At 34.9% G+C, this 15,247-nt stretch carries 8 protein-coding genes, 1 tRNA gene and 3 pseudogenes; 8 read left to right on the top strand and 4 right to left on the bottom strand.

Annotated features, from left to right (window positions below; genetic code table 11):
• Positions 1-373: 373 nt before the first annotated feature.
• The 3 genes and pseudogenes from glgB (at position 374) to AC806_RS05940 (ending at position 4,044) form a co-directional block, all read left to right on the top strand.
• Positions 374-2,259 (top strand): annotated as a pseudogene (glgB, locus tag AC806_RS05950) (1,4-alpha-glucan branching protein GlgB).
• A 49-nt stretch (positions 2,260-2,308) separates the two neighbouring features.
• A pseudogene (locus tag AC806_RS05945) lies at positions 2,309-3,449 on the top strand (glucose-1-phosphate adenylyltransferase).
• On the top strand, positions 3,439-4,044 hold the full coding sequence (locus AC806_RS05940; RefSeq protein WP_014124928.1) for a sugar phosphate nucleotidyltransferase: 606 nt from the start codon (positions 3,439-3,441) through the stop codon (positions 4,042-4,044). The pseudogene AC806_RS05945 and the gene AC806_RS05940 overlap by 11 nt, the downstream one beginning before the upstream one ends.
• A 151-nt stretch (positions 4,045-4,195) precedes the next feature.
• Here the strand turns inward: AC806_RS05940 and AC806_RS05935 are convergent, their stop codons facing one another.
• On the bottom strand, positions 4,196-5,302 hold the full coding sequence (locus AC806_RS05935) for an IS4-like element ISTeha5 family transposase (RefSeq protein WP_069028969.1): 1,107 nt from the start codon (positions 5,300-5,302) through the stop codon (positions 4,196-4,198).
• Between the two features lie 123 nt (positions 5,303-5,425).
• On the opposite strand from AC806_RS05935, the pseudogene AC806_RS05930 reads away from it, so the two are divergent.
• From AC806_RS05930 to AC806_RS05920, 3 genes and pseudogenes are all read left to right on the top strand, one after another.
• Positions 5,426-7,711: pseudogene (locus tag AC806_RS05930) on the top strand (glycogen/starch/alpha-glucan phosphorylase); the annotation flags it as partial.
• Positions 7,692-9,551, top strand: a complete 1,860-nt coding sequence (locus tag AC806_RS05925) for a glycoside hydrolase family 13 protein (protein WP_069028968.1) — start codon at positions 7,692-7,694, stop codon at positions 9,549-9,551. The pseudogene AC806_RS05930 and the gene AC806_RS05925, both read left to right, overlap by 20 nt.
• Before the next feature lie 107 nt (positions 9,552-9,658).
• Complete coding sequence (locus AC806_RS05920) at positions 9,659-10,585, top strand: aldo/keto reductase (protein ID WP_014124925.1); 927 nt, start codon at positions 9,659-9,661, stop codon at positions 10,583-10,585.
• A gap of 550 nt (positions 10,586-11,135) precedes the next feature.
• Here AC806_RS05920 and AC806_RS05910 read toward each other — a convergent pair.
• Together AC806_RS05910 and AC806_RS05905 are read right to left on the bottom strand one after the other, a co-directional pair.
• Positions 11,136-11,220 (bottom strand) — tRNA-Leu (locus AC806_RS05910).
• 75 nt (positions 11,221-11,295) lie between these two features.
• Positions 11,296-11,997 (bottom strand): hypothetical protein, encoded by a 702-nt coding sequence (locus tag AC806_RS05905; RefSeq protein ID WP_014124924.1) that lies wholly within the window; start codon positions 11,995-11,997, stop codon positions 11,296-11,298.
• A 399-nt stretch (positions 11,998-12,396) separates the two neighbouring features.
• Here AC806_RS05905 and AC806_RS05900 point away from each other — a divergent pair, with 399 nt between their 5' ends.
• Entirely contained in the window at positions 12,397-13,614 is a 1,218-nt protein-coding gene (locus tag AC806_RS05900) for a pyridoxal phosphate-dependent aminotransferase (protein WP_014124923.1), read from the top strand.
• A 55-nt stretch (positions 13,615-13,669) separates the two neighbouring features.
• On the opposite strand, the gene AC806_RS05895 is transcribed toward AC806_RS05900, so the two are convergent.
• Positions 13,670-13,852 (bottom strand): hypothetical protein, encoded by a 183-nt coding sequence (locus AC806_RS05895; protein WP_014124922.1) that lies wholly within the window; start codon positions 13,850-13,852, stop codon positions 13,670-13,672.
• Between the two features lie 239 nt (positions 13,853-14,091).
• Here AC806_RS05895 and nagA point away from each other — a divergent pair, with 239 nt between their 5' ends.
• Positions 14,092-15,240: an N-acetylglucosamine-6-phosphate deacetylase gene (gene nagA, locus AC806_RS05890; RefSeq protein WP_014124921.1), complete on the top strand. Its 1,149-nt coding sequence runs from the start codon at positions 14,092-14,094 to the stop codon at positions 15,238-15,240.
• Positions 15,241-15,247: the final 7 nt, after the last annotated feature.

The following is a 15,247-nucleotide window of genomic DNA, read 5'->3' as shown; positions in this document are numbered from 1 at the left end:
AAATTCAGAATGGTTCTTTTATACTTTATGAAAAAAATGAAAGAAGCTAAATTTGTTAAAAATAAAATTTTTCTGCATATAATGAAAATTACTGATTTTATCGTATTTATTTATAAAAATATTGAAAAAGAATCGGGGATAAAGCTAAAGTTTTATTTCATATATTTTGAAAATGCTTTCGTAAATGTCATTTTTATCGACGTAATTTAAAAAACTTTTTTAATTTTGTTATTTTTTAGAATAATAAAAAAATTCATTTGAAAAAATTGTGATTATGATCTAATAGACATAGAAACAAAAGTTCAAATTATGCTAAATAAACGCACTTGTTTTTAGTAGGTATTTTTTCGTTATTTTTTAAAGGAGGGTTGATATGCTTGAATCAAGTAAAGAAGTCTTAGAAGCTGAACAACGTTTTTTAACGGGAGAAAACTTTTATGTTCAACATTTTTTAGGTGTTCACAAAAATGAAAACGGATACGTTTTTCGAGTATGGGCGCCTCATGCCCAGCAAGTATATTTGGTAGGAGATTTTAATGACTGGGATGAGTCTTTGCCCATGGAAAAAAGAGAAAAATCAGGCGTATGGGAGCTTGCAACTTCCTTGGCGGAAGAAGGACAATTGTATAAATTTTTAGTTCAACAAGCAAATGGTCGTAAAATTATGAAAATTGACCCTTTTGCGGTTCGTTTTGAAGAAAGACCTGGAACAGCAGCAGTCATTTATACTATTCCTGAAAAAAATGGCATGATAATTTATGGCGTGGTCGTCAAAAAAAGACACAAACATTGAAACGCCCTATGAATATTTACGAAGTTCATGCTAGCTCTTGGAAGCATGATGAAAGTGGGCAGCCTTATACTTTTAAAGAGTTAGAAGAAGAGCTCATTCCTTATGTTAAGGAAATGGACTATACACATATTGAATTTCTCCCGTTGATGGAACACCCTCTTGGCGCCTCTTGGGGTTACCAATTAACAGGTTTTTTTGCATTATCTTCTTATTATGGTACACCAGTTGAGTTTCGTGATTTTGTAGATTCTTGTCATAAGAATAATATTGGTGTATTTGTGGATTGGGTGCCTGCTCATTTTTGTGTTAATGAGGATACATTACCTTATTATGATGGAACACCAACTTTTGAGTATGAAGATCCAAACCGAGCGCATAACATTCGTTGGGGAACCATTTGTTTTGATCTTGGTAAACCACAGGTACAGAGTTTCTTGATTTCAAGTGCATTATTTTGGCTAGATGTTTACCATCTTGATGGTATGCGTGTGGATGCCGTTACTAGCATGTTGTATTTAGATTATGACGAAGGTCCATGGCAGCCTAATCATGAAGGAGGCAATCGAAATTTTGAAGGCTTCTATTTTCTACAAAAACTTAATGCTGTCATTAAACTTGCCTTTCCACAAACTGTTATGATGGCTGAAGAAAGCAGCTCGGAAACCCAAATTACCGGTATGATTGAAAGTGGCGCATTGGGCTTTGATTATAAATGGAATATGGGTTGGATGAATGATGTACTACGTTTTTATGAAATGGATCCTGTTTTCCGTAAAGATAATTTCCATTTATTGACCTTTTCTTTCATGTATATGATGAATGAACATTACATTCTTCCTTTTTCTCATGATGAAGTTGTTCATGGTAAAAAAAGTTTAATGCATAAAATGTGGGGCGATCGTTATAAACAATTTGCTCAATTACGAAATATGTATACTTTTATGATGACACATCCGGGCAAAAAAATCCTCTTTATGGGAAGTGAATGGGGTCAGTTTCTCGAGTGGAAATATAATGAAGGTTTGGAATGGGTGGATCTGGAAGATGAACTGAATAATAAAATGCAACATTTTACTGCTAAACTAAATTCCTTGTATAAAGATGAGCGTAGCCTATGGGAATTAGAGGATACAGCGGAAACTGTAGAATTAATTGATGCTGATAATACCGCAGAGAGTGTATTGACTTTTATACGTAAATCAAAAACCAAAAGGGATTTTCTTATTATAGCGCTAAATCTAACGCCTGTAGAAAGACAAGATTTTGCGATCGGTGTTCCTTATCCAGGAAGTTATCAAGAAGTATTGAATACAGAAAAAATTGAATTTGGTGGTACTTGGACTAAAAATAATAGTCGCTGTCAAAGTATTGATCAGCCATTTAAACAGTTTAATCAGCAGATACAGACGGTTTTACCCGCTTTAGGTGCACTTATTATTAAACCTGAGGAAATTCAAATGAAATAAGAAAAGAAGTAGGATTATTGAGAGGAGGAAAGGTGTTTTCACCGTAATCATGAAAACAGAGACAGTAGCTATGATATTAGCAGGTGGACAGAACACGATTAGGAAAATTAACCAAAAATATGGCTAAGCCTGCAGTTCCCTTTGGTGGACGTTATCGGATTATTGATTTTACATTGAGTAATTGCGCTAATTCGGGAATTAACAATGTAGGTGTTGTTACGCAATACCAACCCTTAGAATTAAATGCCCATATTGGAAATGGTGCCAGTTGGGGCTTGGATGGAATTGATTCAGGAGCGACAATTTTACAACCTTATTCAAGTTCAGAAGGAAGTAAGTGGTTTGAAGGAACAGCGCATGCGATTTATCAAAATATGGAATATATTGATCAACTAGATCCTCAATATGTTTTAATTTTATCAGGTGATCATATTTATAAGATGGACTATGAAGCGATGCTGGAAAACCATAAAGAAAAAAGGGCGTCCCTTTCAGTAGCTGTTATTGAAGTGCCATTTAAAGATGCTTCTAGATTTGGCATTATGAATACAGATGAAAATGGACGGATTATCGAATTTGAAGAAAAACCGGAAAATCCTAAGAGTAATTTAGCTTCAATGGGGATCTATATTTTTAACTGGGGAAGACTACGGAGTATTTTACGTACTGGTTTTGCCAAAGATAGTACGATGAGTGATTTTGGTAAACATGTGATCCCTGCTTATCTTGATAGCGGAGAAAACGTGATCGCTTATCGTTTTGATGGCTATTGGAAAGATGTGGGAACAATTGAGTCTTTATGGGAAGCGAATATGGAATTTTTAGATCCGGAGATGGAACTAGATATCCGAGATAAAGGATGGCGTGTTTATTCTAAAAACCATATTTCCCCGCCTCACTTTATCACGGAAATGGGGTCAGCTAAAGATTCGTTGATTTCAGATGGATGTTATGTTGCTGGAGATGTAAAACATAGTGTCTTATCTGACGATGTGCAAATAAAAGATGGCGCTAGTGTATCTGACAGTGTCATTATGTCAGGGGCGACTATCGGTAAAAACGTGATCGTTAAACGAGCGATTATCGGCGAAAATGCAATTATCGGTGATAATGCTGTGATCGATGGTACTGATGAGATAGAAGTACTGGGCTATAATGAAGTGATTGGGGTGACCATGGATGAAGACTAATAAGATGTGTGCTTTGGTAGGTAATTTGCATAGATATAAAGAATTAATGCCTTTAATAAAAAATCGTCCGTTAGCCACCTTGCCTTTTGATGGTAAATATCGTTTAATTGACTTTAACTTATCAAATATTGCCAACGCAAACATAAAATCACTTTTTATGGTATTTAATGAAGGGGAAACGCAATCGGTTTTTGACCATGTAGGTGGTGGAAAAGAGTGGAATTTAGATGGTATCCAAAACCGCTTTTTTATCCATACTTATCAAAACTTCGTTCGTCAAGATGATAATAATAGCAGTTATTATGATGTTTTAATTGACTATCTACGCAAATCAAAATCAGAATACGCTGTTTATATGGGAAGTAAAATTTTATGTAATATTGATTTAAAAACACTTCTGCATATTCATCAAGCACGAAATTGCGATATGACAGTCGTTTATAAAAAAATAGATCTAGAAAAAACAAATAGTGATGACATTTTACTTACATTAGATGATGAGCATACGATTAGTGAGAAGACTTTTGCTAAAGATGCGACAACTCAGAGTGAGGTAAATCTGTGCGCCGATATTTTTATTATTAAAACTCACTAGTGGTGCATTAATATAATCAGAATATTCAGATTTTAACTTTTTCTAAAAAATGACAAAAAAATCAAATGCTTACGCAAGGGATGACTTTTCCAGAAAAAAATTTTTCATTATTTATCTGAATACTGTTGCAACGACGACAAATGCTATTTCGTCACGTAGGAACGAGTAATACCCACAATTCTTCAAAAGGTTGAAAAAGCAGATGTTTTAATAGGCGCTTGATTTGGAACGGGGATTTCTTACTTCCTGTCTCTACTTTGAGTAAATACGTCAATAGACTGGCAATCATGGCGAGAATGATTTGATTGCTTACCCCTTTTTCACTGTATGAAAATAGCTTTTTAATCGTCATATGTTGCTTGATATGCTTAAAAAATAGTTCAATTTGCCATCTCGCTTTGTACATGTCGGCCACTTCTTGGGCGGTCACATCAAAACGGTTGGTGACAAAGCGTAATTGTTTTCCTTTTTCATCCTGAATCGTGACCAAGCGAAACGGGGAAGTTAAATAAACCTGAGTGCCTAACACTACCATTTGGTCACGCAAAATGTTTTTACTCTGAGAAGGTTCATAAGTTTCTAGGACATGAACTTTGGCGTTTTTCTTCACTCTTGTGACGAAAAAGTAGCCGTCAGCTTCCATCTCGTCCAGTCGCTCGTAATCAATATAGCCACGATCAAAGATATAGGTCGCTTCCGGTTGATTGACAAAAACTTCTAAGTGATTGTCATCATGTTCTACCGCATTCGTGACTTCAAACTGATCCGGATACAAGTGTTCTTTATCCATAAAACAGAGTTTTAAGTGCAGTTTGATCCCCGCTTTGGTTGAGCGAAAGTCCGCCCAAGGATATCGAGTGGTATTTAACGGAAAGGTAGAAGAATCCACGAGATAGAGCGCATTTCGTTTAGTCACCGGTGTTTTTGACCGTGCTTTTTCCAGTAACTGTGCGAAAATCGCCCACAAAATTTCGTCATCCATCTGGGCGAGCTCACGGGAAAGCTGCGAATGGCTGATGGCATCTAACGCCATGGTCTGTTGTAGATCAGGGGAAACAAATGCCGTATCCATTTCACGTAAACTTTCACACTCATGATCGATGCCATAGAGAAACACCTTCAAAAAGTGTTCAAAAGCAAATTTTTTATGATACTTGTCGGCTTGAGAAATTTTCTCACGAATAGAAAAAGGTAATTTTTTGAAATTTATGTTCGAAAACCATTTATTAAAAGCTGAAATTGTTTTATACTTATCCATATTAAGTTCCTTTGTATTGGTCTTGGATAAGTCATCCAAGCTCAGTATAAAGGATTTTTTTATGAATGAAAATAGTGTGAAACATAAAGAGCTAATTTAAAATGTTTCATGCACCACTAGTGGAAAAACTATCTGGTAGAAGAGCAAAAACAAGTTTATTATTTTTCGATTGAGTTTTTGCCTGGAAAATTACTAAAAAGTAATTTATTAAATTTAGGGATTTTAGAAGAAGTAAGAACCACCTTAGCTGATATCAATATTGACCTGGACGAATTAGCTGATGTTGAAAGAGATATGGCTTTAGGTAACGGTGGTTTAGGAAGGCTTGCTTCATGCTTTATGGATTCGATCGCTTCTTGTGGTTTGCCTGGAAATGGGAATGGCATTCGTTACGACTATGGATTGTTTAAACAGCAGTTTGTCGATGGTTATCAAGTCGAACTTCCTGATGAATGGTTAAAAAGAGGGAATGTTTGGGAGATTCGTCGTGAAAGTAAAGCTTGCGATGTACATTTATTCGGTAATGTTTATATGAAACGTCTTTCCAATGGCAAACTACAAGCTATCGAAGAAAATCAAACTACTGTACGTGCAGTGCCTTATGATACAGGGATGATCGGTTATCAAAACGGAATTGTAAATACAATGCGTTTGTGGAGTGTAGAAATCCCTGTTTCAGAAGAAGCTAAATATCAAAGCCTTGATGAAAGGCGTACAATTGAAGATTTGACTGCTGTTTTATACCCTGATGATTCACAGGAAAGCGGTCGTTTAGTACGCTTAGCACAAGAATACTTTTTTGTATCAGCAGGGCTTCAAAGTATCATTCGTTATTATAAAAAGCTCAATCTTCCTTGGCATTCATTAAGTGAAAAAATTGCTATTCACATTAATGACACACATCTTGCCATGTGTGTCCCCGAGTTAATGCGCATATTGATGGATGAAAATGGAATTAACTGGGAGTTTGCTTGGGATATCACGGTCAAAGTGCTAAGCTACACCAACCATACAATTATGGCAGAAGCTTTAGAAAAATGGCCAATTTATCTGATGAAACGGGTTGTGCCAAGAATTTATCAAATTATTGAAGAGATTGACCGTCGTTATGTTATGTCTATGCAAGGCATTCATCCACAAGATCTGATTCAAAGGACCCGTTTGTTACAAAATGACCAAGTCTATATGGCACACTTGGCAATTATCGGTAGCCATAGTACCAATGGCGTGGCGAAAATGCATTCTGATTTATTGAAGACAATTGTTTTACGTGATTTTTATAATATTTATCCTGAGCGTTTTAATAATAAGACAAATGGTATTACAGAGCGTCGCTGGATGCAGCTAGCTAATGAGCCTTTGTCAGCTGTTATGGATGAATTGATCGGTGATTCTTGGCGGAAAAACCCACAAGATTTAAAACGATTAATGAATTATCAAAACGATAAGAAAGCTTTAGAAAAACTGCGTGACGCAAAAAGAAAGAAAAAAGAAGAACTTGCTGCATATATATTGAAGACAACGGGCATCGAGGTATCAGCTGATGCAATATTTGATGTACAAATTAAACGACTTCATGCTTATAAACGTCAGTTAATGAACTTGCTTCATATTTTAAAGATATATTTCGAAATAAAAGACAATCCAGAGATAGATATTACACCTCGTGTGTTTATCTTTGGCGCTAAAGCAGCACCCAGCTATACTTACGCTAAATCAATTATCAAAGCGATCAATGAAACAGCGAATATGATTAACAACGACCCTGAGATACAAGATAAAATCAAAGTAGTCTTTCTATCAAATTACAATGTTTCTTTAGCTGAAAAAATTATTCCAGCAGCTGATGTTAGTGAACAAATTTCATTGGCCTCCAAAGAAGCATCGGGAACTAGTAATATGAAATTGATGCTTAATGGCGCTATAACTCTTGCTACACTGGATGGCGCAAATATAGAAATCAAGGACGCTGTTGGCGATAAAAATATCTACATTTTTGGCTTAACCGAAAAAGAGGTATATGATTACTATGAAAAGCAAGATTATTCTTCGCAAAAGATTTATGACGAAGATGAAGAACTGCAAAGAATTTTAAACGCATTTGTTGATGGCACTATTCCAAATGTTGAAATTGAGGGACGAGAAATTTTTGATTCTTTATTGAAGTTTAATGACGAGTACTTTTTGTTACGAGATTTTCGAGATTACGCTCAAGCGCAAGAAAAAATCAATCGTGATTATAAAGATTCGGTTTTATGGCAGAAAAAGAGTTTAGCAAATATTGCAAATGCTGGTGGTTTTTCGGCAGATGAAACAGTTAAAGCTTATGCAGAAGATATCTGGCAGATTGAACCAATTTTTGCTCATACAGAAAAAGAGGGGACAACTAATGGCAGTCATCCGTTTTAATCCTTGGAAAATTACCCATAAGAAACCTTTTGGTGCAGTAAAAGAAAACGAAGTTGCGACATTTACCATTGAAGTGATAGCTGAAAAAATCATGGCCGTTTATTTGGTTATTCATAAAGATTTCCAAGAAGAAAAGGTAATTACTATGAAAAAAAAGGAAGAAACACAATTTTCCTGTGAATATTTCTTTAACCAACAGATTGGATTATATTACTATCATTTTGTGGTACAGACCCAAGAGAACGGTAAAACTTTGACAGAATATTATGGACCTACAAAAAAGGGAGGGGAAGGGCAAAAGTTCTCTTCCTCTGAAGCTGTTTGGGACTATCAGGTCACTTGCTACAAAGAAGAGGAAAAAGCACCAGAATGGTATCGTGAAGGAATCTTTTATCAAATTTTTCCTGATCGATTTGCCAATGGCAATCCTGATCAGATCATTAACTCCCCCAAAAAAAATTCTTATATTTATGCTACCGAAGAAGATGATCCGTTATATGTCAAAGATGCAGATGGCGAAATTTTACGCTGGGATTTTTTTGGAGGAAATTTTAAAGGTATTCTACAAAAAATCCCTTACCTGAAAGAATTAGGCGTTAATGGCATTTATTTGAATCCTATATTTGAAGCAAGCAGTAATCATCGTTATGATACAGCTGATTATTTTGCTATCGATCCAGTTTTAGGTACACAAGAAGACTTTGAAACATTGGTAAATACTTTACATGAAAACGATATGCGTTTAATTTTAGATGGTGTTTTTAGTCATGTAGGTCAGAATAGTCGCTATTTTAACGTTAACGGAAATTATGGAAAAGACAAAGGCGCGTACAACGATCGTTATAGTCCGTATTACTCTTGGTTTACTTTTTATGATTATCCAGATGATTATGCATCTTGGTGGGGGATCAAGGATTTACCAGAAGTAAATAAAGAAGATCCTGGATTTCAAGCATTTATTTACGGAAATACTAACAGTGTTTTGTCGAAGTGGAATCAGTTAGGTGTTGATGGTTGGCGCTTGGATGTGGCAGATGAACTTTCTGATGAATTTATTAAAGGGATTCGAAAAAATCTAGAAAATTTTCCAGAAAAAGTTTTATTAGGAGAAGTTTGGGAAGATGCTTCCAACAAAATTTCATACCATCATAGACGAGAGTACATTCTAGGAGACCATTTACAAGGTGTCATGAATTATCCACTGCGCAATAGTGTTATTGATTTGTTGAATGAAAATAAAACGCCAGAAGATGTTGCCAAGTCATTGATGGTCCTATATGAAAATTATCCAGCAGATATATTTTTTAATAACCTAAATAATATAGGTACACATGATACAGAACGAATTTTATCTGAATTAGGAAATCATTTACAAAAACTTGATTTAGCTTTTGCTATGATGTTTATTTTCCCTGGCGTACCTTGCATTTATTATGGGGACGAAGCGGGGCTTACTGGTGGTAAAGATCCAGAAAATCGGAAATTTTTTCCTTGGAATACTATTAATCAAGATATTTACGATGATTGTCAAAAATGGATTAGTTTTCGTAAAAAAAATGCTTTATTAACAAAAGGAGATGTCTGCTTTTTCTACGGTCCACAATTGTTTGGAATTTTACGCTATTCTGAAGATAACTATGTAGCACTTTTAATAAATCCCGGCAATTATCCTACCACAGTAAATGGGAATTTAACCTTTATTGCCGATGACACAGCTATGATTAAAGAAGTTCATCAACGTTTTTCTGATCGAACTTTAAAAGAAAATAGTTATTTATTGATTACGAGTGAACAAAAAAAGAAAAGTATTGAAAAATATCGGGCTATAACAAAAAAGTAAAACTTGTTCATCATTCCTTCGTCTATAAATATTTAATCTAAATTTTTGATAAAAGAAAGTTTGTGATTTAAGATGGTTATATGATAAATAAGAGGAGGAATGTAAAGATGGCAACAAAAGTAGCACTAGGAAATTCCGGCTTAAATGTTAATCCAATTGGTTTTGGCGCTAACGCAATTGGAGGTCACAATTTATATCCTAATTTAGATGAAGAGGAAAATAAAAAATTACTAAAATATGTCATTAATTCTGGCATTGACTTTTTGGATACAGCTTACGTTTATGGCCTAGGACGCTCTGAAGAGTTGATAGGTGAAGTTGTTAAAGAGTTAGGTAATCGAGACCAATTAGTTATTGCTTCTAAAGGAGCACAAAACGGAGAAAATATTGATAACTCACCTGAATTCTTAAAAGAGTGTGTAAGAAAATCTTTAAAACGGCTGCAAACAGATTATATCGATCTATTTTATATTCATTTTCCTGATGAAAACACGCCTAAGGATGAAGCAGTTCAAGCTTTAAAAGAATTAAAAGATGAAGGTTTGATTCGTTCAATTGGTGTTTCTAACTTTTCGCTGGATCAATTAAAAGAAGCTAATAAGAACGGAGATGTCGATGTATTTGAAGGTTATTATAACCTATTGCATCGTGAACCGGAAAATGATCTATTCCCTTACTTACGGGAAAATAACATTTCATTTGTTCCTTACTTCCCATTCCAATCAGGACTTTTAACTGGTAAGTACAACGGCAATGAAACATTTCCTGAAGGAGATTTACGTGGTGGCCAAGAAGACTTTCAAGGTGATAAGTTCCAAGATAACGTCCAAAAAGTAAATCAGCTGAAAGAAATAGCGGAAGTAAAAAATACCTCAGTTGCCAATATTGTATTGGCGTTTTACTTACAGGTAGATGTTATCGATGCTATTATCCCTGGTGCTAAACGCGAAGAACAAGTAGATAGCAATTTACAAACCTTAAATGTTCAATTGACAGATGAAGAAGTACAAAAGATTGATAAAATATTTGCCTAAAACAAAAGCTTTACAAAGGGAGAGAATTTTCCTTTGTAAAGCTTTTTTTATATTGTTTCCACAAGAATTATTGTCGATCACCACTTTTCTTAAAAAAATGATTCTAGAATTTAAAAAACTAGAACTACTTTGCCAAACTAACTCAAGATTTCGGAAAAACTAGAGCTACTTTGTCAGACTAACTCAAGATTTCGGAAAAACTAGAACTACTTTGCCAGACTAACTCAAGATTTCGGAAAAACTAGAGCTACTTTGCCAGACTAACTCAAGATTTCGGAAAAACTAAAGCTACTTTGTCGGACTAGCTCTAAATTTTAAGAAAACTAGAACTACTTTGCCAGACTAGCTCTAAATTTTAAGAAAACTAAAGCTATTTTGCCAGACTAGCTCAAGATTTCGAAAAAACTAAAGCTACTTTAGCAGACTAACTCTAAAATTCAGAAATCTAGCTACTTTGGTATAAAGAATTTATAGGAGAAAGGGCTATAAAACTAAATATAGATAAAAAAGTAGCTAGACATCATAGGTCTAGCTACTTCTATCCAAACAATGCGGATGGTGGGACTCGAACCCACACGAGCGATATGCCCACAAGATCCTTAATCTTGCTTGTCTACCAATTCCAACACATCCGCAATCGACAAAAATTATTATATCAATATGTATATTTTTGTCAATAATAAATAAAAAATGAGCGTTTTTTCATTCATTTACCCTTCTCGAAAGTATCCATTTTCTTTCAGATCATTTGTATCTTCCTCAATCATACCCTTGAGTGAACGATTAAGTATACCCGCCTTTTTATTTTTTGCCTTCGTTTGTTCTCTATTAGATAACTCATTTTGATCATACTTATGAATACGCACATCACTGTTATCTTTTGACTTAAGATTAGTATCATCAGTCTCAAACATCAAATAATCCTCTTGAGATTTTTTCAACGAATTTAAAAGCTCTTTTTCTGACTTCTTATGTTCATTTTTATTGTTGGCCTCTGTCGCTGGCACGTATTTAGAAGCAAAATAGGACCTTCGATTATTTTTTCTTTGCAAAGAATCAGTCGGACTTTCATTTTTTGCAGTTGCGTGTGTATACGTGCTTCCAAAAGAAGAATTATGCTTAGCAGAATAATCGGGTAGATGCTTTTTATGTTCTTTTAGTTCATTTTCTTCATATTTAGTCAGACCGGTTTTTTCTTGGCTAACTTTTTTGGAACGGCGGATCCCTCTTTTTTTCTTATTTTGTTTCAACAATGTTTTCGTTAGCGGTGCATCATTATCCTCGGTTAGGATCCAAGGTTCATCATTTGAAAATGATGGATGATTTTTTTCAGATTGAAGTTTAACACCTGTCTCATCGGAGAAAGCAGGAAAACGAGAATGTTTTCGCTTAATTTGATTAATATCTTTCATGAAATTCATTCCCTTATTCGTATTTTTTCTTCATCATACCATAAAAAACAAGGCGATAACAGACTTCTTATCGCCGAGTTAGTTACAGTGACAAGGCTAAATTATTTTAGTATAAGTGAAAGTAATTTTATTTTATAAATGCTAACTCGAGGGAGGAGTCTTGGTAGATAAGAGTTTAGCTAATAAAAAAACAAATGATTGACGGCGCGGCGCCTGACAAATAGAAATGAGCTTTGAGTATACTTCGTTTTATAATGGCTTCTTATATTTGTGGATTATAAATTTTTCAAAATTAAGATTTCTTTCTACGTTTTTTAAAAGTTTTTTGCTATAATATAGTCTTGAAATCTTATTCTATCTTTTGTTATAAACAAAGGATTTCTGGAAAGAGGAAGGCTTATGAGAGATTTTGAAAAATCCGGTAAACTTGAAGGTGTCAGTTACGATGTAAGAGGACCGGTGGTAGAAGAAGCGGATCGTATGCAAGAAGAAGGGGTTAGTATTTTAAAATTAAATACTGGTAATCCTGCGACTTTTGGATTTGAAGCTCCGAATGAAGTGGTTCGCGACTTAATTATGAATGTACGAGAATCAGAAGGGTATTCTGATTCAAAGGGTGTTTTTTCAGCAAGAAAAGCGATTGAACAGTACTGTCAATTACGTGATTTTCCTGAAGTTTCAATTAATGACATCTATACTGGTAACGGTGTTAGTGAACTGATTACAATGTCAATGCAAGGGCTTTGTAATAATGGAGACGAAGTACTTGTACCTATGCCAGATTATCCTTTGTGGACAGCTTCAGTATCTTTAGCAGGTGGAAAGCCCGTTCATTATATCTGTGATGAGGCCAGTGAATGGAATCCGGATATAGATGATATTCGTTCTAAAGTAACTAGTAAAACAAAAGCGATTGTTTTGATCAATCCTAACAATCCAACAGGAGCAGTTTATCCTAAGGAAGTTTTAGAAGGCGTTGTTCAAATCGCTAGGGAATTTGATCTGATTATCTTTTCTGATGAAATTTATGATCGTTTAGTCATGGATGAATATAAACATATTCCCATTGCAACTTTAGCACCGGATCGTCCGATTGTGACCTTTAGTGGTTTGTCGAAATCTCATCGTGTAGCTGGTTTTCGTGTAGGTTGGATGGTAATCAGTGGGGACAAATCTCATATCAAAGACTATATTGAAGGCTTAAATATGCTTTCGTCTATGCGTTTATGTTCAAATGTTTTATCACAACAAATTATCCAAACAGCATTAGGCGGATATCAAAGTGTTGATGAACTACTACTTCCTGGTGGGCGAATTTATGAGCAACGAGAGTATATTTATAATGCGATTAATAGTATAGAAGGCCTTTCAGCCGTTAAGCCTAAAGCAGCTTTTTATATTTTTCCTAAAATTGATACCAAGCGTTTTAATATCTTGGATGATGAACAGTTTGTATTGGACTTTTTACACGAATATCATGTTTTATTAGTTCATGGCGGTGGTTTTAATTGGCAACAGCCTGATCATTTCCGAATTGTTTATCTGCCTAATTTAGATGATTTAAAATTAACGACAGAGAAAATGAAAGAGTTCTTGGCTACTTATAAGCAAAAATAAAAAATACTACGCTCATATACCCAAAGTGATGTATGTGAGCGTAGTATTTTTGCCTTTAATTGTCTTCTTTGATTTTACATGCTTTTTTACTAACAACCATTCGGCCATTATAACTATCAGCGATTTCTTTAGTTGGGTTGTCAATTTCAACTAAATATGAATTTTCATATTCTTTTGAAACCTGACCAGATAAGGTGGTGTTTTCCCACTCAAATGTTACTGTTGTATTTTCTACCATATCATCGGCTCCTATCTAATTAGTTGAGTCAAGTAAAAATACCTGGATGATACTTTTAGGCTTGTTTTAAGGGCAGACAAATTAAGCATTGCCAAATCCTCTTGCTAGACTATACTATTATTTTTTCTATGATGCAAGGATTATTTCATGGGGAAAAAACGGTGTAGACCATTCTTGACTTTACTATAAAATTAGCGTAGGTTAATTGTAGGAAAAGAAGCAAACGAGGAGAGATTAAAATGAGAGAATTTCTAGCAGCAGATAGGTTTTTTTTCGCGTCCCATGTTGAAGATAAGGGTTATTTAGAAATTGTAGATGGAAAATTTGGACAATACTATAAAACACTTCCCGACGAAAAAGTAAATATTATTGACCAAAGTGGTAAATGGATCGCACCTGGTTTAGTTGATACACATATTCACGGCTTCAAAAATCATGATGTGATGGATAATGATGCACAAGGAATGAATGAAATTTCAGAAGGGCTACTTTCTTGTGGCGTGACTTCCTTTTTACCAACAACCTTAACTTCAAGTAGAAAACATTTAAAAGATGTAGCTAAAATGTTAGGAGAGGTAAAAGGTAGCGAAAAAGGAGCTAAAATTCAAGGGATTTATTTTGAAGGTCCTTTTTTTACGGAAGAACACAAAGGCGCACAAAATCCTGCTTACTTTAGTGATCCGGATACTGATACTTTTCATGAATGGCAAGAAGCTTCTGGAGGTATTATTAAAAAGATCGCGCTTGCGCCCGAAAGAGATGGTGTAGAAGATTTCGTTAAACAAGTCAGTGATGAAGATGTGGTTGTATCTTTGGGCCACAGTAGTGCTACTTTTCAACAAGCATCTTCTGCGGTTGAAGCAGGCGCTGATGTTTTTGTCCATGCTTATAATGGCATGAGTGGTTTGAATCATCGTGAACCTGGGATGGTAGGTGCCTTGTTAACATTAAACGATGTGTATGCTGAACTGATTTGCGATGGCTATCATGTTCATCCTAAAGCAGCAGAATTGCTTATTCAAAAAATGGGCTATAATCGTGTTTCTTTAATTACAGATTGTATGATGGCTGGAGGAATGCCAGACGGCGATTATATTCTAGGAGAATTTCCAGTAGTTGTTAAAGATGGTACAGCTAGAATGAAAGAAGGAAACTTAGCTGGAAGTATTTTGAAGCTAAAAGAGGGTGTGAAAAACGTTGTAGATTGGAACATTGCCACACCAGAGCAGGCAATTACAATGGGAAGCTTGGTTCCAGCAATTAGCTCAAATATTGATGATAGCTGTGGAAGAATTAAAAAAGGTAGAGCTGCGGACTTTATTGTTTTAAATCCAGATATGACCTTGAGTGCTACTTATTTGGATGGACAAGAAAGATATCATGCTTAAATTCAAT

This window comes from Tetragenococcus halophilus, from assembly GCF_001712815.1.
In the GTDB taxonomy this organism is placed as follows: domain Bacteria; phylum Bacillota; class Bacilli; order Lactobacillales; family Enterococcaceae; genus Tetragenococcus; species Tetragenococcus halophilus.
This window is presented reverse-complemented; position numbering and strand designations above follow the sequence as displayed.

Coding starts and splice junctions, on each gene's coding strand:
- AC806_RS05935 (WP_069028969.1), bottom strand. CDS start 5,302: ATGGATAAGTATAAAACAATTTCAGCTTTTAATAAATGGTTTTCGAAC.
- AC806_RS05905 (WP_014124924.1), bottom strand. CDS start 11,997: ATGAAAGATATTAATCAAATTAAGCGAAAACATTCTCGTTTTCCTGCT.
- AC806_RS05920 (WP_014124925.1), top strand. CDS start 9,659: ATGGCAACAAAAGTAGCACTAGGAAATTCCGGCTTAAATGTTAATCCA.
- AC806_RS05895 (WP_014124922.1), bottom strand. CDS start 13,852: ATGGTAGAAAATACAACAGTAACATTTGAGTGGGAAAACACCACCTTA.
- nagA (WP_014124921.1), top strand. CDS start 14,092: ATGAGAGAATTTCTAGCAGCAGATAGGTTTTTTTTCGCGTCCCATGTT.
- AC806_RS05940 (WP_014124928.1), top strand. CDS start 3,439: ATGAAGACTAATAAGATGTGTGCTTTGGTAGGTAATTTGCATAGATAT.
- AC806_RS05900 (WP_014124923.1), top strand. CDS start 12,397: ATGAGAGATTTTGAAAAATCCGGTAAACTTGAAGGTGTCAGTTACGAT.
- AC806_RS05925 (WP_069028968.1), top strand. CDS start 7,692: ATGGCAGTCATCCGTTTTAATCCTTGGAAAATTACCCATAAGAAACCT.